Consider the following 24,733-nt stretch of genomic DNA (forward strand, 5'->3'; position numbering starts at 1 on the left):
TCATGATTATATTGGATAATAGCATTCAGACAAAAAACAAAGCTTATTCAATATCAAAACTGATTACAGTCAACACGCTCGGCCCAGAAGGGACAAGCAGTGAGTACGCAGCAAAACATTTCATCTCCAATTTTACTCTTCTCCAGGGGCTAAACAGTAAATTATCTTTGCATGATACATTTGAATCATGCATCGAAAGGACTCTTCAAAGCCCGCTGGAATATACCATCGTTCCACATGCTTACGACGGCATTAAGCATTTCTACATGAGGCCGGATTTGCAGCTTTTGCAAATCTTCAGGTGCGATACACCGATGTACGGCCTGGCAGTCCGTCCTGATTTCACATTCAGCGACGACATGCTTGACACATCTGTTATTGTTTCACATCCATCACCTATCAATTTAATAAAATATTTTACCCGCAAAGACGTTAGGTTTGAGCTGGTCAATTCAACCAGCGCCGCAGCAAAAAAAGTAAAAGAAGGTCTTTCAGACATTGCTTTAACCAATGAACTGGCAAGGCAAAAATACGGGCTCAAATTTGTTAAGACGTTTAAAAGCATTCCTATGAGCTGGTCATTATTCGGAAAAGGAGACGTTGAGTATGAAAACTGAACAAGATTTGAAGGAGATTTATTTCCCGACACCAAAATTAATAGAGTGGGAGAACGGAGTGAGACAGTATTCCACCGTCCGCGGCGATACTGAAGTGCTGATGTCTTACGTTCCGCCGCATACTAATGTTGAACCGCATCAGCATCAGGAAGTCCAAATCGGCATGGTCGTTTCAGGCGAGCTGTCCATGACTGTCGGAGATGTCACAAAAAAAATGACAGCCTTGGAATCGGCATATATCGCGCCGCCGCAAGTGCCTCATGGAGCAAGAAATGAAACAGACCAAGAAGTCATTGCCATTGATATTAAACGGTATAAAGCTGATGAAACATATACAAGTCCTGAAGATTATTTTTTGAATATTTTTAAAACAAGAGATTTAATGCCCGGAATGGAAGTCACGTTCTTTGTTGAGGATTGGATAGAAATTATGCTGGCCAAGATTCCTGGAAACGGCGGCGAAATGCCTTTCCATAAACATCGCAATGAACAAATCGGCATCTGCATCGGCGGCGGATATGATATGACCGTTGAAGGCTGCACAGTGGATATGACATTCGGCACCGCCTATTTCTGCGAACCTCGTGAAGACCATGGCGCCATCAACCGTTCTGAAAAAGAATCTCAATCCATTAACATCTTCTTTCCGCCGCGCTATAACAGATCAAAGACGAAAAAGGTAAAGGCGGATGAATCATAATGAACCTCATCGATAAAACCGTCCTTATAACAGGAGGCGCATCAGGCATCGGCTATGCCGCGGTTCAAGCTTTTTTGAACCAGCATGCAAATGTGGTTGTGGCGGATATTGATGCAGCACAGGGAGAAGCGATGGTCCGGCAAGAAAATCATGACCGGCTGCACTTTGTGCAAACAGACATCACGGACGAAGCGGCCTGCCAGCACGCTGTTCAATCGGCAATCGATACATTCGGAGGATTAGACATTTTAATTAATAATGCGGGGATCGAAATCGTCGCGCCTATTCATGAGATGGAGCTGAGCGATTGGAATAAGGTGCTCCAAGTCAATCTGACGGGCATGTTTTTAATGAGCAAGCACGCACTCAAGCATATGCTGGCTGCCGGCAAGGGCAATATCATTAATACGTGCTCTGTCGGCGGAGTCGTGGCATGGCCTGATATCCCGGCATATAACGCCAGCAAAGGCGGCGTGTTGCAGCTGACAAGGTCAATGGCTGTTGATTACGCCAAATATCAAATCCGCGTTAACTGTGTATGTCCGGGAATTATCGATACGCCGTTAAATGAGAAATCCTTTATTGAAAATAATGAAGGCACACTTGAAGAAATCAAGAAAGAAAAGGCGAAGGTGAATCCGATGCTAAAACTCGGAAAACCTGAAGAAATAGCAAACGTGATGCTGTTTTTAGCCTCTGATTTATCAAGCTACATGACCGGAAGCGCCATCACCGCAGACGGAGGATATACCGCACAATAGAGAGAGAAGGAGTGTTTTACATATGGAGAGAAAAACAGTTTTGGTTATCGCTGATCTAGGAGGCTGCCCGCCGCACATGTTTTATCAAAGCGCTGCTGAAAAATATAACCTGGTCAGCTTTATTCCAAGGCCATTTGCCATTACAGCTTCCCATGCGGCGCTTATTGAAAAATACTCGGTCGCGGTCATAAAGGATAAAGATTATTTTCAGAGCATCGCAGATTTTGAGCATCCCGATTCCATTTACTGGGCGCATGAGGACCATGACAAACCCGAAGAAGAGGTAGTCGAGCAAATCGTCAAGGTTGCCGAAATGTTTGGAGCGGAAGCCATCACAACAAACAATGAGTTATTCATTGCTCCGATGGCGAAAGCCTGTGAACGACTCGGCTTAAGAGGAGCCGGTGTACAAGCTGCCGAAAATGCCAGAGATAAAAATAAAATGAGGGCAGCGTTTAATAAAGCCGGGGTCAAAACAATCAAAAACAAACGGGTCACAACCCTTGAAGATTTCCGCGCCGCGCTGAAAGAGATCGGTACACCGCTCATCTTAAAACCGACTTATTTGGCGAGTTCAATCGGCGTGACGCTGATTACGGACACCAAAACAGCAGAAGCTGAGTTTAACCGAGTCAATGACTATCTGAAATCCATTAATGTGCCAAAGGCCGTTACGTTTGAAGCCCCATTTATTGCGGAGGAGTTTTTACAGGGAGAATACTCGGACTGGTATCAAACCGAGGGATACTCCGACTATATCAGCATAGAAGGGATCATGGCGGACGGAGAATATGTTCCAGTCGCGATTCATGACAAAACACCGCAAATCGGATTTACGGAAACATCGCATATTACGCCGTCCATCTTGGATGATGAAGCGAAAAAGATCATTATTGAAGCGGCAAGAAAGGCAAATGAAGGGCTTGGCCTGGAAAACTGTGCGACACATACAGAAATCAAGTTAATGAAAAATAGAGAAGCCGGTTTAATAGAGTCTGCGGCCAGGTTCGCCGGATGGAATATGATTCCGAATATTAAAAAGGTCTTCGGCGTCGACATGGCGCAATTATTGTTAGATGTTCTCTGTTTCGGAAAAGACGCCGATCTTCCGGATGGATTGCTGGAACAAGAGCCTTGCTATATTGCCGACTGTCATTTGTACCCGGAGCATTTCAAACAAAACGGGCAGCTTCCTGAAGCGGCGGAGGATATGATCATTGAATCCATCAGCATTCCGGACGGGCTGCTGAAGGGAGATACGGAACTTGTTTCTTTCTCGGCTGCGGCACCAGGTACATCTGTTGATTTGAGCCTGTTTGAAGCCTTCAATTCCATTGCCGCATTTGAACTGAAAGGCAGCAATTCACAGGATGTAGCCGATTCCATTAAACAAATCCAGCAGCATGCGAAGCTGACTGCGAAGTATGTGCTGCCGGTATGAAACAGTTAAAGCCAAATTCTAAATACTTGCTTTACGGGCAGGCGCTTTCGTTTATGGGAGACTATTGTGTTCTCCCGGCCCTGCTCATTTTGTCTACATATTATCACGATTATTGGGTGACGTCGGGAGTCATCGCGGTCAGAAGCATTCCGATGGTATTTCAGCCATTTTTGGGGGTGCTCGTTGACCGATTGGACAGAATTAAAATTATGCTGTGGACAGATGTCATCAGGGGCGTCATCTTTTTGGGGCTCACCTTTCTCCCAAAAGGCGAGTATCCGCTGATTTTTCTTGCTCTGCTGTTTGTCTCTTACGGGAGCGGCGTGTTTTTTAATCCGGCGCGTCTCGCGGTCATGTCTTCATTGGAATCAGACATTAAAACGATCAATACCTTATTCGCTAAAGCCACGACCATTTCGATCATTGTCGGGGCGGCCGCCGGAGGGTTATTCCTGTTAGCCGGGTCTGTAGAGATGGCTGTTGCCTTTAACGGTGTGACATACCTGGTTTCGGCATTTTTTATCAGGCGAATTAAGCTGCAATTTGTCCCGATTCAGTCTGAAAATGTAAAAGAGGCCTTTCAGTCTTTTAAAGAAGGGCTGAAGGAAATCAAAACCAATTCATTCGTGTTAAACGCCATGTTTACGATGATTACGATGGCGATGCTCTGGGGAATCGTGTACAGCTATTTTCCGATTGTCAGCCGCTTTTTGGGTGACGGGGAGATCGGCAACTTTATCCTTACCTTCTGCATCGGCTTCGGCGGTTTCATCGGAGCGGCGCTTGTCAGCAAATGGGGCTTTAACAACAATAAAGGCTTGATGTACTTTACCATTTTATCAATCGTCTCACTGGCACTGTTTTTATTCACGCCCATTTTCGCTGTATCTGTCATTAGCGCCATCCTCTTTTTTATCGCCATGGAATATGGGGAAGTGCTTGCAAAGGTTAAAGTTCAGGAAAACGCGGCGAACCAGATTCAAGGGCGTATTTTTTCGGTGGCTGAAGCGTCCATTGGCTTGTGCATTTCGGTTGGTTCCATGCTTATCAACGTGTTAGAGGCTCCTGTCATCATGGGGCTAATTGTCATCATGGTAAGCGGTTTGTTTTTGCATACGAAACTGGTGAACAAATCTTTTTTGGAACGGGATAAAAAAACTGAGCAAATTCACTTATAAGGAGTCTTTCAGATGGAAATAACACCGTCCGACGTCATCAAGACACTTCCAAGGCAAGAATTTTCTCTCGTTTTTCAAAAGGTAAAAGAAATGGAAAAAACGGGGGCGCAAGTCATTAATCTCGGACAGGGGAACCCTGACCTTCCTACTCCGCCGCATATCGTGCAGGCATTGCAGGAGGCGGCTGTGAACCCTTCTTTTCACGGGTACGGGCCATTCAGAGGTTATCCCTTCCTAAAGGAAGCGATTGCCGCTTTCTATAAAAGAGAATACGGAGTGACAATCAATCCTGAAACAGAAGTGGCGCTCTTCGGCGGAGGAAAAGCAGGCTTGTATGTTTTAACACAGTGCCTGCTCAATCCGGGAGATATCGCTCTGGTCCCAAACCCAGGCTATCCTGAATATCTTTCGGGTATTACAATGGCAAGAGCAGAGCTGCACGAAATGCCGCTACAGGCAGAAAACGGCTATCTGCCTGAGTTTGAGAAAATAGATCCCGCTGTGTTACAAAAAGCGAAACTGATGTTTTTGAACTATCCGAATAACCCGACGGGAGCTGTGGCGGATACGGCTTTTTATGCAAAAGCGGCCGCATTTGCAAAAGAGCACCAGATTCATCTGATTCATGACTTTGCGTACGGCGCATTTGAGTTTGATAAAAAACCGGCCAGCTTCCTGCAGGCGGAGGATTCAAGAACGGTGGGCGCAGAGCTTTATTCATTTTCAAAAACATTTAACATGGCCGGCTGGAGAATGGCGTTTGCCGTCGGGAATGAAAAGATTATTCAAGCGGTCAATGAATTTCAGGATCACGTCTTTGTCGGCATGTTTGGCGGTCTGCAGCAGGCGGCCAGTGCGGCGTTATCAGGAGATCAGGACCAAACAGATCGCTTGAAACGCATCTATGCGGAACGGATTGACTTTTTTACGGAGCTATGTGAAAAAGAACTTGGCTGGAAGATAGAAAAACCAAGAGGAACATTTTATGTATGGGCTGAAATTCCAAAAATGTTTGAGTCTTCTCACCAATTCGCTGACTACCTGCTGGAGCAGGCCCATGTTGTCGTAACACCGGGAGAGATTTTCGGCAGCAACGGAAAACGGCATGTCAGAATATCAATGGTATCGAATCAGGAGGATCTGCGTGAATTTGTCATGCGGATTCAAAAGCTGAACCTGCCGTTTTCCTCATTACAAGAAGTATCCCGCTAAAAAGCGGGATTTTTTTATATGCTTTTCATGCTGCCGCCGTCAGCGGAAATTTGCTGTCCTGTGATATAGGAGGCCTCCTCTGAGGCGAGAAACGCGGCGAGCGCTGCGGTTTCTTCGGCTGATCCGACCCGTTTCATCGGAATCCCGGAAGCAATCTGTTCTTCTGCTTCTTGTTTGGATATGCTGTTCTTTTTCATCACATTCTCCACAAATTGATGATAGCGGTCTGTCGCGATAAAACCAGGATTCAGGCAGTTGACTGTAATGTTGTGAGGAGCAAGCTGAATGGAAATATTTTTACTGGCGTTAATTAAAGCGGCATTCATCATACTGTTTGTAAACATATTGGCGCCGGGTTCTTTCCACAGATTTCCGACAATGTTGATGATTCTGCCAAACTCGTTTTGTTTCATAATTGTTGCGGCACGTTTGATAGCGTCAATGTAGGCAACGGTCTTTTGTGTGAACGTGGCCGTCATATCCTCTATATTGCAGTTATCAAATGTGTCAGGCGCGCCGCCCGGAATATTATTAATCAGAACATCAAGGCGTCCGCATTGAGATTCGATTTTTTGAAAAACGTCGGCTCTCGTTTGTTGGTCAGACATATCACCCGCAAGGACAATGATGCTTGCTTCAGGATGCTTGGCCAATATGTCTTCTTTGACTGATTCAATATTGTCCAAGTTTCGCGAATTAATGACGATGGAAAAATGGTGGTCTGCTAGCTTCAGAGCGATTGCTTTTCCGATCCCTTGACTGGCTCCCATAATAAATGCGGTTCGTTTTGACAAATAACTGCACCCCTTTGAAAAAATTGGATTATTATCTCCATCGTAAGAAAAAACAGAGAGAATAGCAAATTTTATTTAAATTCTGATAAAGAGGAATTGAAAAACTCCCGCCGTTTGCGGCGGGAGGAGATATTATACATATAGGAATTGAGGAAGTGTATCAAGCGAAAGGCGGTTGCCCACAAAGAACGAGCCAAATTCGCCGTAGCGCGCGCTGACTTCGTCAAAACGCATTTCGTATACAAGCTTTTTGAATTGAAGCACATCATCACTGAACAGCGTAACGCCCCATTCGTAATCATCAAAGCCGACTGAACCTGTGATGATCTGTTTCACTTTGCCAGCATAGCTGCGTCCGATTAAGCCGTGGCTTCTCATCAAGTTTCTTCGTTCTTCCATAGAAAGCATGTACCAGTTGTCATTGCCGGATCTTCTTTTATCCATTGGATAGAAGCATACATATTTTGATTCCGGCAGTTCAGGGTAAAGGCGCGCACGTACATGCGGATTTTCATACGGGTCGCCGTCGCCGCTCGCCAAATAGTTGCTCAGTTCAACAACTGACACGTAGGAGTAAGCCGGAATGGTGAACTCAGCAAGTCTTGATTTGTTGAATTCGAGCTCAATTTCATTTAATTCTTCCATTGTAGGGCGAAGAATCATCAGCATAAAATCAGCTTTTTGGCCGACGATGCTGTAAAGGGTTTGCGAGCCTTTCCCTTCTTTTTGGGCGACTCCCCATTTTTCAAGCAATCCTGTAAATTCATGAATGATAGACTGGCGCTCATCACTGGACAGGAGCTTCCAGGAAGTCCAGTCCATTGTGCGGAAATCATGAAGCGCATACCAGCCGTCCAGCGTTTTTGCCGCTTCATTTGTCATTTGCTGTTCACTCATTTATCTTCACTCCTATTATCTTTTCGTTATTGCCTTCACTATATCATAGTTTATCCGATTCTTCTGTGGAGAAACCTTGAACATCCGATTCGTATATCTCCTCAAAAATAAGAGAACATATAAGGAAAGAATCAGTTGCTTAAATTAGTTAGAAAAATAAGATTTTTTGATGAAAGCGCTATAATAAAAGTTGGCTGTTTGAATTTCACTGGAAGAAGAGTATGCTAGTAAAAGAAAGCGTTTTTGTAACTTTTTGAGGAGGTTTTATTGTGGCAGATTTATTTTCAACAGTGCAAGAAAAAGTAGCTGGAAAAGGCGTTAAAATTGTATTTCCTGAAGGCTTGGACGAACGTATTTTAGTTGCGGTCAGCAAGCTTGCAGACAATAAAGTGCTGAATCCGATTGTGATCGGCAATGAAAATGAGATCCAAGCAAAAGCAAAAGAACTGAATTTGACGCTTGACGGCGTTGATATTTATGATCCTCATACATATGAAGGCATGGAAGACCTTGTACAGGCATTCGTGGAACGCCGTAACGGCAAAGCAACAGAAGAACAGGCTCGAAAAGCGCTCTTAGACGAGAACTACTTCGGCACAATGCTTGTGTACAAAGGCCTGGCAGCCGGTCTTGTGAGCGGAGCGGCTCATTCAACTGCCGACACTGTCCGTCCGGCTCTTCAAATCATCAAAACAAAAGAAGGCGTGAAAAAGACTTCCGGCGTCTTCATCATGGCACGCGGCGATGAGCAGTACGTATTCGCGGATTGCGCGATCAACATTGCGCCTGACAGCCAAGATCTTGCGGAAATCGCGATCGAAAGCGCCAATACGGCAAAAATGTTCGACATCGATCCTCGCGTAGCAATGCTCAGCTTCTCTACAAAAGGCTCAGCAAAATCTGATGAAACAGAAAAAGTAGCGGATGCTGTGAAAATCGCGAAAGAAAAAGCGCCTGAATTAACGCTTGACGGCGAATTCCAATTTGATGCTGCATTCGTTCCATCTGTAGCTGAGAAAAAAGCGCCGGACTCCGAGATCAAAGGAGACGCGAACGTATTCGTATTCCCAAGCTTGGAAGCAGGAAACATCGGCTACAAAATTGCTCAGCGTTTAGGCAACTTTGAAGCTGTAGGACCAATCCTGCAAGGCTTAAATATGCCTGTTAACGATCTTTCAAGAGGTTGTAACGCTGAAGATGTTTACAATCTCGCATTAATTACAGCGGCACAAGCACTGTAAGAAAAGCGATAGCAGCCCTCTCGCAGAGGGCTGCTTTTTTTTGAGCCTTCTTTACCAGGGCAGATGATATGAGTAAAATAAAGAAAACTGATCATCATCATAAATCTTATTCATGACAGGGGTGGGGCCTTTGTATTACGACGTGCTGAAAACCTTTATCGCGGTGGTGGAAGAAAAAAACTTCACAAAAGCAGCAGAAAAGCTGATGATTTCCCAGCCCAGCGTCAGTCTGCATATCAAAAATCTTGAAAAAGAATTTCAAACAGCTCTGCTGAATCGGTCGCCGAAGCATTTTACGACAACACCGACAGGGGACATTCTGTATCAAAGGGCAAAGCAAATGGTATTTCTCTACGAGCAGGCCAAGGCTGAAATTTACGCGCATCATCATTATGTAAAAGGTGAATTGAAAATAGCCGCCAGCTTTACAATCGGAGAGTATATTCTTCCGCCGCTCCTTGCCGAGCTGCAAAAGCTGTATCCTGAACTGAATCTGGACGTCATGATTGGCAATACAAAAGAAGTAAGCGAACGTGTCCGAATGCTTCAGGCTGATATCGGGCTGATTGAAGGGCATACCGACGAGAATGAACTGGACATTGAACCGTTCATGGAGGATGAAATGTGCATCGCAGCTCCGAACCAGCATCCGCTTGCCGGAAAAAGAGATATATCAATCAGCGATTTGCAAAATGAAGCGTGGGTGACAAGGGAAAAAGGCTCCGGCACAAGGGAATATCTCGATCATGTGCTGAGCTCGAACGGACTGCGGCCAAAGTCGATGTTCACCATCAGCAGCAATCAAGGTGTAAAAGAAGCGGTAATCAGCGGCATGGGTTTATCGGTCTTATCAAGAAGCGTGCTGCATAAGGATTTGATTCACCGCGACATTTCAATTCTCCACATTAAAGATTTCTCATTAAAGCGCAAGCTGTCTTATATTCATTCTCCTCTCATGGAGAATACAAAAAATAAAGAAATTTTCATTACGATGCTGAAAAGCAATTTTCAATCATCACGGCTGAAATGATATAATAGTTTTCGTTCATAAGCCTAACATGAAAGGGTTTTACATAGATGGCAAACCAACCGATTGATTTACTGATGCAGCCGACATGGAGAGTCATTGACCAATCCAGTCTCGGCCCTTTATTTGATGCGAAGCAATCCTTCGCTATGGATGATACGCTGTGCGCGTCTGTAGGAAAGGGCGTGTCGCCGGCGACAGCACGCTCTTGGGTGCACCACGACACGATTGTCCTTGGTATTCAGGATACGCGCCTCCCGTTTTTGCAGGACGGCATTGCCCTGCTGGAAAATGAGGGATACCGCGTCATCGTACGCAATTCCGGCGGTCTGGCTGTTGTTTTGGATGAAGGCGTTTTAAATATTTCTCTCATATTCGAGGACCAAAAGAAGGGCATCGATATAGACAGAGGATACGAAGCAATGGTTGAACTGATGAAACGGATGCTCAAGCCGTATGGTGCAGAGATTGAAGCCTATGAAATTGAGGGCTCCTATTGTCCAGGCAGCTATGATCTCAGCATTGACGGCAAAAAGTTCGCCGGCATTTCTCAACGACGTCTTCGCGGCGGGGCAGCCGTTCAAATTTATCTCTGTGCAGATAAAAGCGGCAGCGAGAGGGCGGATCTGATCAGACGATTCTATCAAGCCGCCCTGAAGGATAAACAGAACGACAAAAAAGGCATCTACCCGGATATACATCCGGAAACCATGGCATCGTTAAGTGAGCTTCTGCATACCGATATCTCCGTACAGGATTTAATGCTCGCTTTGCTTACGGAATTAAAAGCGTTAAGCACCCACCTCTACTCAGCCGGAATGTCCATTGACGAGGAATTGGAATTTGAGAAAAACCTTGTCCGGATGACAGAACGGAATGAAAAGGTGTTTGGATGAACGTCACTTGCATGTCAGCCGATAGGCTGGCATGCTTTTTTTTTCGCTATCATCTTGTCTTTAGATAAATCTTTATTATAAACAGAAAACAATTACAGCAAAAAAAGCGATAAAATAACAGCAGCATCTGCATACAAAGGGGAGAGGCAAATGAAAGGTAATGTTTACAGCTTGTTTGTGCTGGTCGCGGCTTTTTTCTGGGGAACAACCGGCACCGTTCAGGCGCTGGCTCCAGAAAGCGCCACTCCGCTGGCATTTGGAGCGGTCAGATTATTGATAGGAGGCAGCGCCATGCTTCTTGTGGTCTGGATTAGCCGTGAGCTTCACGTAAAAAATTGGTCATGGCCGCCCGTGTTTTTAGCAGCGATTTGTATGGCCTGTTATCAGCCGCTTTTTTTCACCGCCGTAAAAGAAACAGGGATTGCGGTCGGGACAGTGATTGCCATCGGCAGTGCGCCTATTATTGCCGGGAGCTTAGAGTGGGCCGTTTTAAAAAAAAGGCCGCGAAATTCCTGGTGGATTGCAACTGTATTTGCTTTGGCGGGATGCTGGCTCCTGTTTTCAGACGGCTCCAATGTTCGGGTTGATGTGTCAGGGGTTCTCATGGCGATTGGAGCGGGTGCTTCTTTTGCGGGTTATACCTTGATCAGTAAATCAATGATGAAAACACAGCCGCCGAGAGCGACCTCAGCTGTTGTCTTCATGCTCAGCGCCATATTGCTTACGCCGCTACTGTGGCAGTCGGATCTCTCTTGGATGCTGACCCCAAAAGGATGGGGAACGAGCCTTTACATCGGGTTAATTGCGACATGCGCGGCCTACTTTTTGTTTGCAAAAGGGCTCACCGGAGTGCCGGCTTCGGCAGCAGTTACACTGTCCTTGGCTGAGCCGCTGACCGCCTCATTGCTGGGCGTGTTTTTCATAGGTGAAATGCTTTCTCTTTCCTCATGGCTCGGCATCGTGCTGATGATGTTAGGGCTTCTGGTCATTTCAGGAGCGCCTCGCAAGCAAAAGACAGCTGATGCGGCTCATGTGTCTTAATAGATTAGCATAAGCTTGTGCTCATTTTACAAGACTAACGGAGCCGCCGCAAAAACAGAAAATCCTCTTTTCCAAAAGGAAAAGGGGATTTTTTTAAGCTATTCCGCCATTTTTTCTAAATTTCCGTTCCGGTCCATTTTGAAGGACGGAGAGGCATGTTCGTCTTCTTCAAATAAAACTAGTTTTCTTGCTCTATTCATGATTTTTACCAAGGTTTCATAATCTTCCTGGATCGTTTTTTGATCTTTTTCAAGTTTTTGAACGTCTGCTTCCAGCTGTTCTATTTTGCTTTGTAATTCTTGATTTTCTTTCTTTAAACGCTCATTTTCCATTTTTAAAGCTGAGGATTGCTCATGATTGCCTTCGTAATTCTGCAGGAATCTGATGACATCACCCATCGTCATATCAGGCGCAGACGTTTGAGGAGACAATAAGTGTGATAGACTAGCTAACTCTTCCTTAAAGCTTTCATCCACAAAAGGCATGTGCTCGCCTGACATCAAAACCTGCTTCTCATTTTCGGCAGTCGGGGTTTCAGGCTTCACCTGCTCCTCCTGCACTGCAGTTTCTTGAATTGTTTCAGGATCAACAGCAGGAGGCTGATATAACAGTCTTTTCTTCGCAGGCTGCCCGTTTCCGAGGGCTCTCATGCGCTGTTTTCGCTGTTTTTTTGCAAGCTGAAGCGCTTTTTCATATTGGTGGCGCACTACCGCGTTCCATCTGAATCCGCAGGCTGCGGACGTCCGATTTAATTTATCGCCGACCTCTTCAAAGGCATTCAGCTGAGTGCTGCCTTCTCTTACATGCCGAAGCACAGTTTCGGCTAAAAGCAAATCATTTTCTTCTGACCAAGCGTCCTGTCGCTGTTTTGTCATTTATCTCAACTCCCATTTTTCTTTTCATGATATTAGAATGTCCAGAATGGAAAATATTTATACAAGTTGGCTGAAAGAATAGGAGATACGGAGGCTGGAGCGGCTTGCAGGAACAGTCGAATCCTTGTACAATGAAGAGCGATGTGATTTTTTTGATAAAGCGATTTTAGGTTTAAAACATAGATGAACATAGAAATGAAGGGAAGCGTACGTCATGGCTAATGAATTTCGAGTGTGTGATGATTGCCAAGCCACTAATATCAAAACATTGCTGCCGCGGTTAAAAGAAGTAGACCCGGATGCAAAGGTTGAGATAGGGTGTCAATCTTATTGCGGGCCCGGACGGAAAAAATCGTTTGCTTTTGTGAACAATCGCCCGCTGTCAGCTCCGACAGAGGATGAGCTGATTGACAAAGTAAAAAAGAAATTAAAAAAGTAAAACATATTTTTTCATAGCCTCGGCCCTCTGGTCAGGCTTTTTTGCTTCACATGATGTGTTTTTCGGAAAGATGGAACAAATCGCCGGACAAATTCAAGGATGTTTTCAAAGAATAGAGTCGATATAATAGAAACACGGCTAAAAAAAAGAGGGAATGACGATGGCGTATCCAAATGGAAAATTATCAGAAGAAAAAGTGTTTAAAGACCCGGTGCACCGCTATGTTCATGTACGGGACAAGCTGATATGGGATCTGATCGGAACCCGCGAATTTCAGCGTCTCCGCAGAATTAAGCAGCTCGGCACGACGTATTTGACCTTCCATGGCGCTGAGCACAGCCGGTTCAACCATTCTCTCGGTGTCTACGAAATTGTCAGGAGAATGGTTGATGATGTCTTTAAAGGCCGTCCTGAATGGGATGACAGTGAGCGCGAACTCTGTTTGTCCGCGGCGCTGCTTCATGATCTCGGGCACGGGCCGTTCTCGCATTCATTTGAGAAAGTCTTTCATCTTGACCACGAAGATTTTACAAGAGATATCATTTTGGGAGACACAGAGGTTAACCAGGTGCTCAGAAAGGTGAGCCCGCGTTTCCCGCAGGATGTTGCTGAAGTCATTGCCAAAACATATAAAAACAAACAAGTGGTCAGCCTGATTTCGAGTCAGATTGACGCGGACCGCATGGATTATCTGCAGCGCGACGCTTACTATACAGGCGTCAGCTACGGCCATTTTGACATGGAGCGGATTCTCCGGGTAATGCGCCCGCGTGAGGATCAGATCGTCATTAAACAAAGCGGAATGCACGCTGTAGAAGACTATATCATGAGCCGCTACCAAATGTACTGGCAGGTCTATTTCCACCCAGTGACGAGAAGCGCGGAGGTTATTTTAACGAAGATTCTCCACAGAGCGAAGCAGCTCCATGATGAAGGTTATGTGTTCACTCATGCTCCGGTTCATTTTTATTCTATTTTTGAAGGGAAACTGACGCTGGAGGATTATTTGAAGCTGGATGAATCTATTATTTTGTATTACTTCCAGGCCTGGGAGGATGAAGAAGACCCGATTTTATCCGATTTGTGCCGCAGATTCATTAACCGCCAGCTGTTCCAATACGTTGAATTTAATCCGAATGAAGAGATGTCGGCCTATTTTGAGCTGACCTCATTATTCAAAGAGGCTGGAATCGATCCGAGCTATTATTTGGTCGTGGATTCTTCTTCAGATCTGCCATACGACTTTTACCGTCCAGGAGAGGAAGAGGAGCGTTTGCCGATCCATCTCTTGACGCAAAACGGTCAAATTAAAGAGCTGTCCAGACAGTCGGCTATTGTGGAATCTATCTCCGGAAAGCGGCGGACGGACCATAAGCTGTACTATCCGAAGGACCTGATTTGTGACGGCTCTGAACACCCGGAAGCGAAAATGAAAATCCGGCAGCTGCTGGGACTGACATAGAAATTGGTAAAGAAGGAAAAAGGAGATGTCGGGAATTTGTTGAAAGAACATGCAAAACTGATGAAGGTGTTCTCGGATTCTGGAGAAATCATCGGGCGAAAGAAGCTGCAAAAAATGATTTATATTGCGAAGAAAATGCAGTTTCCTTTCTATGAGAAATATGATTTTCATTTTTACGGGCCGTATTCGGAGGAACTGACGCTCCAAATTGAAGAGCTGTGCAACCTTGGATTCCTGCATGAGGTAAAGGAAAAAAAGGGCGGCTACTTTCAATACCGTTATTCGCTGACAGAGACGGGCTCCGCGTTTTTAGACCACGCCGATCTTGATATGCCTGATATCAAGCGCTATATTGACAGTGTAAACAGCCGTTCATCACGGTTTTTAGAGCTGGTCTCCACGATTCTATACTTTGACGGGCTTAAGGCTGAGGAAAAGAAAGAAAAAGTATTTACAATCAAAAGCAAGCAAAAGTATACCAATGAAGAATATGACGAAGCGCTTCAATACATAGAAGAGCTGAAACAGATGTGTTAACCATACCAAGCAAAAGAAACGAGACGTTTCTTTTGCTTTTTTTATTGACAAATCCTGCTAAGAGATCTATTGTGGATAATAGTTATCTATAATAAGGTGGGAGTGAGCATAATGAAAATGAAATCGGGAATGGAGCAGGGAGTTTCTGTACTGCTGTTACTGTCACGGCTGCCCGTGCAGGCCTCTTTAACATCAGAGGCGATCAGCCAGCGCTTGCACATGTCTCCGTCTTATCTGAAAAAGCTGATGAGAACTTTGGTGCAGGCTGGTTTGGCAGAATCTATACCAGGAACGAAGGGTGGCTTTACGATAACGAAGCCTTTGACGGAGATTACCCTCTATGATGTCTATCAAGCTGTTGAAGGAAGAGGTTCCATGTATCAAGGGAAAGGTCTTTTGCCATCTGTATTTGAGAGCGGAGATCCCTGTGTGCTGGAAACGGTAATGGGGGAGATTGAGCATAAATGGGCTTCGCTCATGAAGGAAGAAACCTTACAGGGTGTCATGAACAGAATCGGGGAGCTTTATGACCTCAAAAAAATCGATGATTGGGTACATCATCAGCTGAAAGGGCAATGGCAATGAAAAACAGCGGGCCTTTACATCAATCAGGATCAACAGGCATCTCAGTGTTAATCGTGCTCGCTCTCGGTTTTCTCATGGCTACGCTTGATGTGACCGTGGTGAATGTTGCTATTGCTGATATGAAAAACGCTCTTTCCCTTACACTTTCAGGTGTGACGTGGGTTGTAGACGGGTACATGCTTACATTTGCTTCGCTTCTGCTTGCCGGCGGCGCGCTGGCTGATCGTTACGGCTCAAAGACGATTTATATGCTGGGTTTGGCCGTTTTTGTTCTTGCCTCTTGTCTATGCGCTGTAGCAGCAAATGGCCAAATGCTGATCGCAGGCCGTCTATTGCAGGGACTTGGCGCAGCTTTGTTTATGCCGAGTTCACTCAGCCTTTTGGCTGCCTCTTACCCCGATGAACGGGTACGGGCCAAAATGTTTGGCTTGTGGGCCGCTCTCGTCTCCGCCGCCTCCGGACTGGGGCCTTTTATCGGCGGTGTTCTGGTGAATGCGGCAGGCTGGCAGAGTATTTTTCTGATCAATGTGCCGTTAGGGGTTGCGGCGCTTATTTGCGCCTATCGAACGCTCAGCAGTTTCCCGGGAAAAGGCAGCCGGGTGAATATCACAGGGCATCTGCTTGGAATGGCGGCTCTCGGATTTCTTTCATATGCGCTGATACAGGGCGCTTCAATAGGCTGGAGTTCGCCCTCCATTCTCGGTGCTTTCGCAGCGGCCGTTTTGGCGTTTGTGCTTTTTATTCTGAGAGAAATTTTTTCGGCAACATCTATTCTGCCTGCGTCATTATATAAAAACGGACGTTTCTCGGCAGCGCAGTTCGTTGGGTTTTTGCTGAATTTTGCTCTTTTCGGCGGCATGTTTATGCTCAGTCTATTTTTGCAGGAAGCGAGAGGCGCAAGTTCCTTTTTAGCGGGAGTCGAACTATTGCCGATGATGGCTGTCTTTGTGGTCGGAAATCTGCTGTTTGCCCGGCTGGCGAACCGTTTTGAAGCGGGGCTTCTTATGTTTGTTTCAATGGCTGTCAGCTGCATCATGGCTTTGCTGTTATTTGTCATGGTTTCTCCGGATTTGCCTTACTGGCAGCTTGCGGTTCTGACATCTGCCATGAATCTTGGTGTTGGCATTACGGTTCCTGCCATGACGGCTGTGATTATGAAGACAGCGGGACAGGAGCATGCAAATATCGCAGGAGCAGCTTTAAATGCCAACCGGCAAATCGGGGCATTGGTTGGCGTAGCGGTTTCCGGAATGGTCATTCATCTGTCCGCCACTTGGTACGCCGGAGCTGGGTTTACGTTTTTGATGATGGGCGCGGCATACAGTCTTGCCGCATTCCTTGTGTGGAGGTTTCTGACTTTTCATAAAGAAACATCCGCTTCTGCATCATCTTAAAATCATCCATTGTCTTTTCAAGGAATTTATAGTAAGATATATGAAATTATTGAAACAGGCACTGATAAGGACATGAGATGCTTTTTACGGTTTCCAGAGAGGGAAGGACCAGCTGAAATCTTCCTAACGCAGAGAAAGCAGCTTACCGCCTTTGAGCCGTATCGGGGAAATCAAGTATCTGATACCGTCATGCTGCGTTACAGCACCGAGCCGACGAACATGTATGTTTGTTGGGAATTTGGGTGGAACCACGAATATTAACACATTCGTCCCTTGCGAGGGATGGATGTGTTTTTTTATATGAGTCAATAAATGCGATGAAAAGGACATGAATGATATTTACGGTTTTCAGAGAGGGAAGAAAAGGTGCGAGCTTCCCAGCTTAGGAATATCATTTACCGCCTTGGAGCAGCGTTGGGGAACAGTCAGTATCCAATGCCGTTTATGCTGCGTTACAGCACCGAGCCGATGAACATGAACGTTCGTTGGGAACTTGGGTGGAACCACGGGTTTAATCACACACTCGTCCCTTACAGAGGGACGGGTGTGTTTTTTTGTATAAATATAGAAATGCGATGAAAAGGACATGAATGATATTTACGGTTTTCAGAGAGGGAAGGAAAGGTGCGAGCTTCCCAGCTTAGGGATATCATTTACCGCCTTGGAGCAGCATTGGGGAACAATCAGTATCCAATGCCGTTTATGCTGCGTTACAGCACCGAGCCGATGAACATGAACGTTCGTTGGGAACTTGGGTGGAACCACGGGTTTAATCACACACTCGTCCCTTACAGAGGGACGGGTGTGTTTTTTTATATACAACAATTAATAAGGAGTGTTTGAAATGAGTAAACATGTGAGGATTCAGCTTCCGGACGGACAGGTAAAGGAATATCCGAAAGGCACTACAGTCAAAGAGGCGGCTGCGTCCATCAGCTCCAGTCTGGAAAAGAAAGCAGCAGCGGGACAGGTTAATGGACGGCTCGTTGATGTCAGCTTTAAGCTGGAGGAAGATGCTGAGCTTTCAATTATCACACTGGATTCTCCAGAAGGCTTACAGGTGCTTCGCCATACATCAGCGCATGTGCTGGCTCAGGCAGTGAAACGGCTGTACGGCGAAGTGTCCTTGGGAATAGGGCCTGTCATTGAAGACGGATTTTATTATGATATGAAGCTTGATCGGAGTCTGACTTCCGGAGATGTAGAGGCCATCGAAAAAGAGATGAAGCATATTATAAACGAAAATATGAATATCAAGCGAGTAGAGGTTTCTTACGAGGAGGCTGAAGCGCTTTTTGCAGAAAAAGGCGAGCCGTTTAAGCTGGAAATTTTGAAAGACATTCCGCGCGGGGAGAACATTACGCTGTATCAGCAGGGAGAATTTGTTGACCTGTGCCGCGGGCCGCATCTTCCTTCAACAGGAATGATCAAGGCGTTCAAATTAACACGGGTGTCAGGTGCTTATTGGCGAGGAGACAGCCAAAATGAAGTCCTTCAGCGGGTGTACGGTATTGCGTTTCAAAAGAAAAAAGATCTTGAGGCGCATCTGCATATGCTGGAAGAAGCAGCGAAACGGGATCACCGCAAGCTGGGAAAACAATTAGAGCTGTTTATGTTCTCGGAAGAAGCGCCGGGAATGCCGTTTTATTTGCCAAAAGGGCAGATTGTCCGCAATGAGCTGGAACGCTTTTCGCGTGAGCTGCAAACAAATGCCGGCTACGCCGAGGTGCGTACGCCGTTTATGATGAATCAGCGGTTATGGGAGCAGTCGGGGCACTGGGACCACTATCGCGACAATATGTATTTTTCAGAAGTAGATGATACTGCATTTGCAATGAAGCCGATGAATTGCCCTGGCCATATGCTCATCTTTAAAAACAGCCTGTACTCTTATCGGGATCTGCCGATTCGTATGGCGGAGTTCGGCCAGGTGCACCGCCATGAATACAGCGGTGCTCTAAACGGAATGCTCCGCGTCCGGACGTTCTGCCAGGATGACGCACATATCTTTGTTCGGGAAGATCAAATCGAGAGTGAAATCAAAGAAGCCATTCGGCTGATTGACGAGGTATACCGCACATTCGGTTTCGAGTATACAGTTGAACTTTCCACTCGCCCTGAGGATTCATCAGGTGAAGACAGCGTGTGGGAAATGTCTGAAAACGCCTTGAAACACGTCCTTGAGGACCTGGATCTTCCTTATGAAGTAAACGCAGGGGATGGAGCGTTTTACGGAGCGAAAATCGATTTTCATATTAAAGACGCTCTGAAACGGAGCCACCAATGCGCCACAATCCAGCTTGATTTTCAAATGCCTGAAAAATTCGATTTAACATATATAAATGAGCACAATGAAAAGGTTCGTCCCGTCGTCATTCACAGGGCAGTATTCGGCTCAATTGACCGTTTCTTCGGCATTTTGATCGAGCATTTTGGCGGAGCTTTCCCAGTCTGGCTTGCGCCGACGCAGGTCCACATTATACCGGTTTCTCACGTTCATATGGACTACTGCGAAAAAGTGCAGAGTGAGCTAAAGCGGCTCGGGATAAGGGCCAATATTGATGAACGCAATGAAAAGCTTGGCTACAAAATCAGAGAATCAAAGATGCAGAAAATCCCGTATATGCTGGTGCTTGGGGATCAGGAAGTGAATGAAAGGGCGGTAAACGTCCGTCAGTTCGGACATCAGAAGAGTGAACAAGTTCCTTTTCAGGTATTTAAAGAGAATATTGTCAAACAGGTGAAAAATCGAAGCATGTAGGAGAAAAGTTGCGAATTCGCTGTTTGCTTTTTTGACTTTCCCTATCTGGTATCAGTAAAATAATAAGTAAATCATATCGTTCGTATGTTATGAATGCATCTCGAAATGGGGAAATCTACATGGACCATGACAAACTGGAAGCTAATTTGCTGGATCACGCACTTACAAAATATTTGAAAAGCACGAAGCAATTAGATGAAGCCACCGTTCCAAAACACGTGAATAATGTAAGAGGATTTATTCTGCGGATCATATACAGACATGGGAGCTGCACCATAAAGGATATTCTGAAGGAGGTCACACTGTCTCCCTCTGCCACCACAACCGCTCTGAATCACTTAGAGCAGGAAGGGTTTATTGAGAGATCCAGAAATAACAATGACCGCCGCACCGTATGGATTACGCTTTCTGAATCGGGGCAGGCAGCGGCTCTTCAAATGATCCAAAACCGCCAGCAGCTGATTGACGGCATGTTTGAACGTTTAACTGCCGAAGAGAAAGCATCGTTTTTAGCCATTATTGAAAAAATGACGAAATAGAGATGAAAAAGCCGGCTTGCGAAGCGCCGGCTTTATAAAAGATTATTCCATATCGCTGAGGCGTTTGCCTGCGACCGCGTAATGGTCTTTTCTCATTTCTTCTATAAAGACAACAATTTTTTCTTCAGAGGCACCGGTCGTTTCTTTCACGGCTTCTGTTACTTTCTCAACTAGATTGCGTTTCTGTTCGTCTGTACGGCCTTCAAGCATTTTGACGGTTACGTATGGCATAGGTGTGAATCCTCCTTATATCGTTTTCCTCTCTTTAGGAAAAGAGGCTTCTTATAGTATACTGAATAAAGTAAATTCTTGCATTTTTAGAAAGAGGGATCATTTCACTTGGACCGTTTTTTATATTATCCGTTGTCTCTAATGCCATATCTGGTCATTACTTTAATTGTTTCGTTTACAATGCATGAGCTCGCTCACGCCTATGTCGCATATAAATTTGGTGACAATACGGCGAAAAGAGAAGGAAGACTGACGCTGAATCCTATCAAACACCTTGATCCGTTCGGAACCATTTTGATCCTGGTGGCCGGCTTTGGATGGGCTCGCCCTGTTCCCGTCAATCGCCGTTTCTTTAAGAAACCTCGTTTGGCCGGCGTACTCGTATCCATTGCCGGGCCGATCAGTAACCTGATTCTTGCGTTTATCGGTTTCTCTTTGTTAGTGTTGATGCATGCTTACGGAATGGAACTGCTTGCGGCATTCAGTACAGGACTGGATCAGTTCTTTTCAATCTGGATACAGCTGAACCTCGTTCTGTTTTTATTTAATCTGCTGCCGCTGCCGCCGCTCGATGGCTATCGTATTATTGAAGATCTCGTCCCGCCGGGGGCGCGTGCCAAGATGACGCAAGCGGAAAGCTACGGCTTTATCGTCTTTTTGGTACTGTTTGTGACACCGCTCGGATCCTACGTGCTTTGGCCGCTGCTAAATGCCGGAAGAGATCGGATTTTACAGCTGTTTTCAGCGATATTTCAACCGCTTTTGTAGGAGGTAGAACTCATGGAAGAAAAAAAGAAAAAATCAATCGGGTTTAATATTATCAAAAGTGATCCGACAGACGGACACGGCGGATTTGGCGTAGGGGCACTCAGCCTTGATAACATTTCCCCTGTATTCGTCGATGTAGAGGAAAAAGAAGCGTTCGTTGACATCGGCGCGATGCACGCCCGCAGCGTCGTTGAAAAAGGAATTAAATTTCTGCCTAATAAAGAAGAAGTTCCAAACGGCAAACCATACTGGCTGGTATGGGTGACGATTGACAGAAGAGAAGAGGGCCCTTATTACGCAGGGGTAACAGCCTGTGAAATGACGGTCGACAGAAGCATCAGAAGAGGCTACAAATCGCTGCCGGAGCATGTGAATCTGATGGATAAATCGATGAAACGGAACATTATCATTGATCAAATGGATGACAGCTCGAAGCGAGTGCTTGGCGAATTTCTGAAAAACCATGACCAAGGCCTGTGGGAACGCTCTTCTGATGAATTGAAAAAAGGACTGCTTCCAGAAGAAAATTAGTTTGTGAACTTTCTGTGAACTTTTAGAAAATTTGAATTATTTTCTGTGAACATTGAGTAAACTGGTGATACAGAAATAGGACATGGAAAATCCCGAGCCGAACCAAGACTCGGGGTTTTTCATTTTTTTTTTGGCAGATAGGAGAGATATCATGTTTCAAACCATGAGGATTGGTGATTGGGTCATTGAAGCGGACGTGGAGGAAACGAGAAGGCAGTATGCAAAAGATATTGAGGATATGTGCGAATGTCTTCTTTGTGAAAATGACCGGGAAGTAATGAAAACACTGCCGCGTGAGAAGGCGCAAATGTTTGAGGATTTTGGTCTTCAGCCGTCTGTTTGTACCGATATTAATGAATTTGGACAGGAGCTGTGACAGTCATCTTTATGTGGCCAGCTATTTTATTGTCGGACGTATTATAGAAGGGAAAAAAGAATGGGATCCGGACCGTAACTGGTATATATCATTTGAAGTGCCGAGAGATGACCACTTTATCCCCGAAGGATTCCCGAAACCGGTTCTCCAGCTTGACTGCGTGACGCTGCTCCCATGGATAATGGAAGAACCATATTAAATAACCCGGCATTTAAGCAGCCGGGTTATTTTTTACTGATTCCGTCCCAGCCATTTGTCCCACCACTTTTTCGGGGAGGCGGGCTTTTCCTTGACTGGATGCTGGTCTTTTGTTTGTTTGACAGGCTCTGAACCGTAGCACACATTCGCTGGCTCTGTGCCTTTCACAAAATACGTGTAATGCTTGGCTGCGCAGCCGGGGCCGGAGGAGTAGCCTGTTGCCGGATCGATGTAGACGCCGGTCACGCCTTTTGGCGGTTTAAAGGCTGTTTCGGGTTCTCCTTTGAGCGCATCCTCCATAAACTCCGCCCAAATGGTTTTGGCATAGTTTTTTTCTTCGACTGAGTCGATGGTGCTGTTTTTGTCATAGCCCGTCCAAACACCCGCAGCCAGCTTCGGATTGAAGCCGATCATCCAGCTGTCCGCGCTTGTTGTGCCTGATTTTCCCGCATAGGTTCTAGTCAGGCGGTCCGTGATTGTCCGTCCTGTCACGGATGTATAGCCGTTTAAATCTGTATCAAACATGCCTGTCATCATATTAGCGGTCACAAAGGCAGCTTTTTCATCCAGCACTTGTTTATGCTGATTCGGGCTTTCGTACAGTACATGGCCGGCCGCATCAGTTACCCTCGTGATAAAGGTCGGTTCAATTTGCTTCCCGCCATTTGCAAGCATAGCGTAAGCATTGACCATCTCAATCGGGCGCACCGGTTCTGTGCCGAGGGCCAAGGATGGCAGCGCTTGGAGCTGCGCGGTGATGCCAAATTCCTTTGCCGCCTGAACGAGCTTGTTCATCCCGAGAAAGAGATGGGTCTTCACAGCGTAAATGTTGTCAGACAGCGCCAGCGCCTGAAGAAGCGTAATCGGTTTGTTTGCGTAATAACCGTTATAGTTGCTTGGAGAATAGGTTTCTCCCTTTGCGTCTATTTGAAACTCGGTTTCTTCGCTTTTCATCAGTGTCACTGGCGTAAACCCGCTCTGGATCGCTTTATAATACAGTAACGGTTTGATTGTCGAAGCGGGCTGGCGTTTCGCCTGTGTCGTCCTGTCAAATGGGCTTTTTTGATAATCTCTGCCGCCGACTTGAGCGAGAACATGTCCTGTGCGTGGATCAATGGCTGAAAATCCGACTTGAATGTCAGAACCGGCGTTAACCGTTTCGGTAATGGTTTCCTCGGCAATGCGCTGAAGCCGTTTATTTACGGTTGTATACACATTTAACCCGCTCGTTTCAATTTGCTCCCGCGTCATGCCGAGTTTTTTTTCCAAATCTCTCATCGCATTATCATAGAAATAAGGCGCTTTTCTGCTGATGGCGTGTTTATTCAACGGCTGATAGGAAAGAGGCTCTTTGATCAGCTCGTCCGCTTTTTTGCGGCTGATCATCCGCTGCTTTTCCATCATCCGCACAATTGTTTTTTGGCGATCCTTAGCCTTTGTTTCATTGACATAAGGCGAATAGCCGGAAGGGCCTTTCGGAATACCGGCCAAAAGCGCCGCCTCCGCATCTGTCAGGTTTTTGGCATGCTTGCCGAAATAGAGGCGGGATGCGGCTTCAATGCCATAGGCGCCGTGTCCGTAGTAAATCGTATTTAAATAGCCTTCTAATATCTCGTCCTTAGAATAGTTTTGTTCCAGGCGGATTGTATAGAACGCTTCATTCCATTTGCGTTTCCACGTTTTATCGTGTTCAAGGTATAAGTTTCTCGCATATTGCTGGGTGATGGTGCTTGCGCCCTGAACCTTGGCAAATGCTTTCAGGTCAGCAAGCGCCGCACCGGCCATGCGTTTATAATCAAAGCCATGGTGATCATAGAAGTTCTGGTCTTCAATTGCCACCGTCGCTTTTACAATCGTCGGATTCATGTCCTTTAAGGGGACCCAATAGCGTTTTTCGCCATAGTTCGTCTCCCCGAGTTTAGAGCCGTCACTTGCAAATAAAATCGTGGATTGCGGCACTTGAACCGAGGGAGCGCCCTGGTATTTAGCTATCAAAATGACAGTCATAAACACAGCAGCTGCCGCTAAGCACGCGAAAGCCCCAAGAAAGATAAAGGCGCGAACGGTTTTGAGCGTCAGTCTCAGCCGTTTATTTGTCATTGCATCCACAATGGTTCCCCCTTTTTTTATGTTTCTACTATTATGAGAAAAAAAGATTGTTTTTAAACATCGCATACAGGACGCATCTTTACTTTTTCCCCGCCATCCTCTATACTTTTTCCTTAGGTGAAA

Annotated in this window: 26 protein-coding genes, 1 pseudogene and 2 other annotated features; of the genes and pseudogenes, 22 read left to right on the forward strand and 5 right to left on the reverse strand. The window is 45.8% G+C overall.

What is annotated here, in order from left to right; genetic code table 11:
• Nucleotides 1–2: 2 nt before the first annotated feature.
• Genes LJF29_RS11370 through LJF29_RS11395 form a run of 6 tightly spaced genes read left to right on the forward strand, consistent with a single transcriptional unit; the run spans nt 3 to nt 5,909 of the window.
• Entirely contained in the window at nt 3–617 is a 615-nt protein-coding gene (locus tag LJF29_RS11370) for a bacilysin biosynthesis protein BacA (protein WP_168749025.1), read from the forward strand.
• Nucleotides 607–1,317 (forward strand): cupin domain-containing protein, encoded by a 711-nt coding sequence (locus tag LJF29_RS11375; protein WP_229148596.1) that lies wholly within the window; start codon nt 607–609, stop codon nt 1,315–1,317. Before LJF29_RS11370 ends, LJF29_RS11375 begins: the two co-directional genes overlap by 11 nt.
• The gene (gene bacC, locus LJF29_RS11380; RefSeq protein ID WP_229148598.1) at nt 1,317–2,078 is read left to right on the forward strand and encodes a dihydroanticapsin 7-dehydrogenase; all 762 of its coding nucleotides are present in this window, start codon (nt 1,317–1,319) and stop codon (nt 2,076–2,078) included. Before LJF29_RS11375 ends, bacC begins: the two co-directional genes overlap by 1 nt.
• A 22-nt stretch (nt 2,079–2,100) precedes the next feature.
• Nucleotides 2,101–3,519 (forward strand): ATP-grasp domain-containing protein, encoded by a 1,419-nt coding sequence (locus LJF29_RS11385; RefSeq protein ID WP_229148600.1) that lies wholly within the window; start codon nt 2,101–2,103, stop codon nt 3,517–3,519.
• Nucleotides 3,516–4,697 (forward strand): MFS transporter, encoded by a 1,182-nt coding sequence (locus tag LJF29_RS11390; protein WP_229148601.1) that lies wholly within the window; start codon nt 3,516–3,518, stop codon nt 4,695–4,697. Before LJF29_RS11385 ends, LJF29_RS11390 begins: the two co-directional genes overlap by 4 nt.
• 12 nt (nt 4,698–4,709) lie before the next feature.
• Nucleotides 4,710–5,909 (forward strand): pyridoxal phosphate-dependent aminotransferase, encoded by a 1,200-nt coding sequence (locus LJF29_RS11395; protein ID WP_229148602.1) that lies wholly within the window; start codon nt 4,710–4,712, stop codon nt 5,907–5,909.
• A gap of 14 nt (nt 5,910–5,923) precedes the next feature.
• Here LJF29_RS11395 and bacG read toward each other — a convergent pair whose 3' ends face one another.
• Both bacG and hemQ read right to left on the reverse strand, forming a co-directional pair.
• On the reverse strand, nt 5,924–6,703 hold the full coding sequence (bacG, locus tag LJF29_RS11400) for an NADPH-dependent reductase BacG (RefSeq protein ID WP_229148603.1): 780 nt from the start codon (nt 6,701–6,703) through the stop codon (nt 5,924–5,926).
• Nucleotides 6,704–6,835: 132 nt separating this feature from the next.
• Entirely contained in the window at nt 6,836–7,600 is a 765-nt protein-coding gene (gene hemQ / locus LJF29_RS11405; RefSeq protein ID WP_003235942.1) for a hydrogen peroxide-dependent heme synthase, read from the reverse strand.
• A 269-nt stretch (nt 7,601–7,869) separates the two neighbouring features.
• Here hemQ and pta point away from each other — a divergent pair, with 269 nt between their 5' ends.
• From pta to LJF29_RS11425, 4 genes are all read left to right on the forward strand, one after another.
• Entirely contained in the window at nt 7,870–8,841 is a 972-nt protein-coding gene (gene pta / locus LJF29_RS11410; protein WP_229148604.1) for a phosphate acetyltransferase, read from the forward strand.
• Nucleotides 8,842–8,971: 130 nt separating this feature from the next.
• The gene (gene cysL / locus LJF29_RS11415; RefSeq protein ID WP_229148605.1) at nt 8,972–9,871 is read left to right on the forward strand and encodes a cysJI operon transcriptional regulator CysL; all 900 of its coding nucleotides are present in this window, start codon (nt 8,972–8,974) and stop codon (nt 9,869–9,871) included.
• Between the two features lie 47 nt (nt 9,872–9,918).
• Complete coding sequence (locus tag LJF29_RS11420; protein WP_229148606.1) at nt 9,919–10,764, forward strand: lipoate--protein ligase family protein; 846 nt, start codon at nt 9,919–9,921, stop codon at nt 10,762–10,764.
• Nucleotides 10,765–10,914: 150 nt separating this feature from the next.
• Entirely contained in the window at nt 10,915–11,805 is an 891-nt protein-coding gene (locus tag LJF29_RS11425) for a carboxylate/amino acid/amine transporter (RefSeq protein ID WP_168749017.1), read from the forward strand.
• A 98-nt stretch (nt 11,806–11,903) separates the two neighbouring features.
• Here the strand turns inward: LJF29_RS11425 and LJF29_RS11430 are convergent, their stop codons facing one another.
• Nucleotides 11,904–12,680, reverse strand: coding sequence for an RsfA family transcriptional regulator (locus LJF29_RS11430; protein WP_168749016.1), 777 nt, complete (start codon nt 12,678–12,680; stop codon nt 11,904–11,906).
• Nucleotides 12,681–12,894: 214 nt separating this feature from the next.
• On the opposite strand from LJF29_RS11430, the gene LJF29_RS11435 reads away from it, so the two are divergent.
• From LJF29_RS11435 to LJF29_RS11470, 8 genes and pseudogenes are all read left to right on the forward strand, one after another.
• Nucleotides 12,895–13,119, forward strand: coding sequence for a DUF1450 domain-containing protein (locus LJF29_RS11435; RefSeq protein WP_010332302.1), 225 nt, complete (start codon nt 12,895–12,897; stop codon nt 13,117–13,119).
• A gap of 160 nt (nt 13,120–13,279) precedes the next feature.
• Nucleotides 13,280–14,581 (forward strand): HD domain-containing protein, encoded by a 1,302-nt coding sequence (locus tag LJF29_RS11440; protein WP_010332301.1) that lies wholly within the window; start codon nt 13,280–13,282, stop codon nt 14,579–14,581.
• A 36-nt stretch (nt 14,582–14,617) separates the two neighbouring features.
• Nucleotides 14,618–15,118, forward strand: a complete 501-nt coding sequence (locus tag LJF29_RS11445; RefSeq protein ID WP_229148607.1) for a YwgA family protein — start codon at nt 14,618–14,620, stop codon at nt 15,116–15,118.
• A 111-nt stretch (nt 15,119–15,229) separates the two neighbouring features.
• Nucleotides 15,230–15,703, forward strand: a complete 474-nt coding sequence (locus LJF29_RS11450; protein WP_168749013.1) for an Rrf2 family transcriptional regulator — start codon at nt 15,230–15,232, stop codon at nt 15,701–15,703.
• On the forward strand, nt 15,700–17,097 hold the full coding sequence (locus tag LJF29_RS11455) for an MFS transporter (protein WP_229148608.1): 1,398 nt from the start codon (nt 15,700–15,702) through the stop codon (nt 17,095–17,097). Before LJF29_RS11450 ends, LJF29_RS11455 begins: the two co-directional genes overlap by 4 nt.
• A gap of 77 nt (nt 17,098–17,174) precedes the next feature.
• Nucleotides 17,175–17,358, forward strand: a pseudogene (locus LJF29_RS11460) (hypothetical protein).
• A 47-nt stretch (nt 17,359–17,405) separates the two neighbouring features.
• Nucleotides 17,406–17,631: a binding site (T-box leader), on the forward strand.
• Nucleotides 17,632–17,663: 32 nt separating this feature from the next.
• Nucleotides 17,664–17,889: a binding site (T-box leader), on the forward strand.
• 52 nt (nt 17,890–17,941) lie between these two features.
• A complete protein-coding gene (gene thrS / locus LJF29_RS11465; protein ID WP_229148609.1) occupies nt 17,942–19,858 on the forward strand; it encodes a threonine--tRNA ligase in 1,917 nt (638 codons plus the stop codon).
• Nucleotides 19,859–19,977: 119 nt separating this feature from the next.
• Nucleotides 19,978–20,397, forward strand: a complete 420-nt coding sequence (locus LJF29_RS11470) for a MarR family transcriptional regulator (protein WP_010332297.1) — start codon at nt 19,978–19,980, stop codon at nt 20,395–20,397.
• 42 nt (nt 20,398–20,439) lie between these two features.
• On the opposite strand, the gene LJF29_RS11475 is transcribed toward LJF29_RS11470, so the two are convergent.
• Nucleotides 20,440–20,628, reverse strand: coding sequence for a 2-hydroxymuconate tautomerase (locus LJF29_RS11475; protein WP_003222038.1), 189 nt, complete (start codon nt 20,626–20,628; stop codon nt 20,440–20,442).
• A 108-nt stretch (nt 20,629–20,736) separates the two neighbouring features.
• Here LJF29_RS11475 and LJF29_RS11480 point away from each other — a divergent pair, with 108 nt between their 5' ends.
• The 4 genes from LJF29_RS11480 (at nt 20,737) to LJF29_RS11495 (ending at nt 22,502) form a co-directional block, all read left to right on the forward strand.
• Nucleotides 20,737–21,396 carry a site-2 protease family protein gene (locus LJF29_RS11480; RefSeq protein WP_010332296.1) on the forward strand — a complete coding sequence of 220 codons (660 nt, stop codon included), beginning with the start codon at nt 20,737–20,739 and terminating at the stop codon, nt 21,394–21,396.
• Nucleotides 21,397–21,408: 12 nt separating this feature from the next.
• Entirely contained in the window at nt 21,409–21,927 is a 519-nt protein-coding gene (locus tag LJF29_RS11485) for a YwhD family protein (RefSeq protein ID WP_010332295.1), read from the forward strand.
• Between the two features lie 151 nt (nt 21,928–22,078).
• Nucleotides 22,079–22,303 carry a hypothetical protein gene (locus LJF29_RS11490; RefSeq protein ID WP_229148614.1) on the forward strand — a complete coding sequence of 75 codons (225 nt, stop codon included), beginning with the start codon at nt 22,079–22,081 and terminating at the stop codon, nt 22,301–22,303.
• Nucleotides 22,239–22,502 (forward strand): hypothetical protein, encoded by a 264-nt coding sequence (locus LJF29_RS11495; RefSeq protein WP_229148618.1) that lies wholly within the window; start codon nt 22,239–22,241, stop codon nt 22,500–22,502. Before LJF29_RS11490 ends, LJF29_RS11495 begins: the two co-directional genes overlap by 65 nt.
• Nucleotides 22,503–22,534: 32 nt before the next feature.
• On the opposite strand, the gene LJF29_RS11500 is transcribed toward LJF29_RS11495, so the two are convergent.
• Nucleotides 22,535–24,610, reverse strand: a complete 2,076-nt coding sequence (locus tag LJF29_RS11500; protein WP_229148619.1) for a transglycosylase domain-containing protein — start codon at nt 24,608–24,610, stop codon at nt 22,535–22,537.
• Nucleotides 24,611–24,733: the final 123 nt, after the last annotated feature.

This window comes from Bacillus sp. LBG-1-113 (assembly GCF_020708615.1).
GTDB lineage: Bacteria > Bacillota > Bacilli > Bacillales > Bacillaceae > Bacillus > Bacillus mojavensis.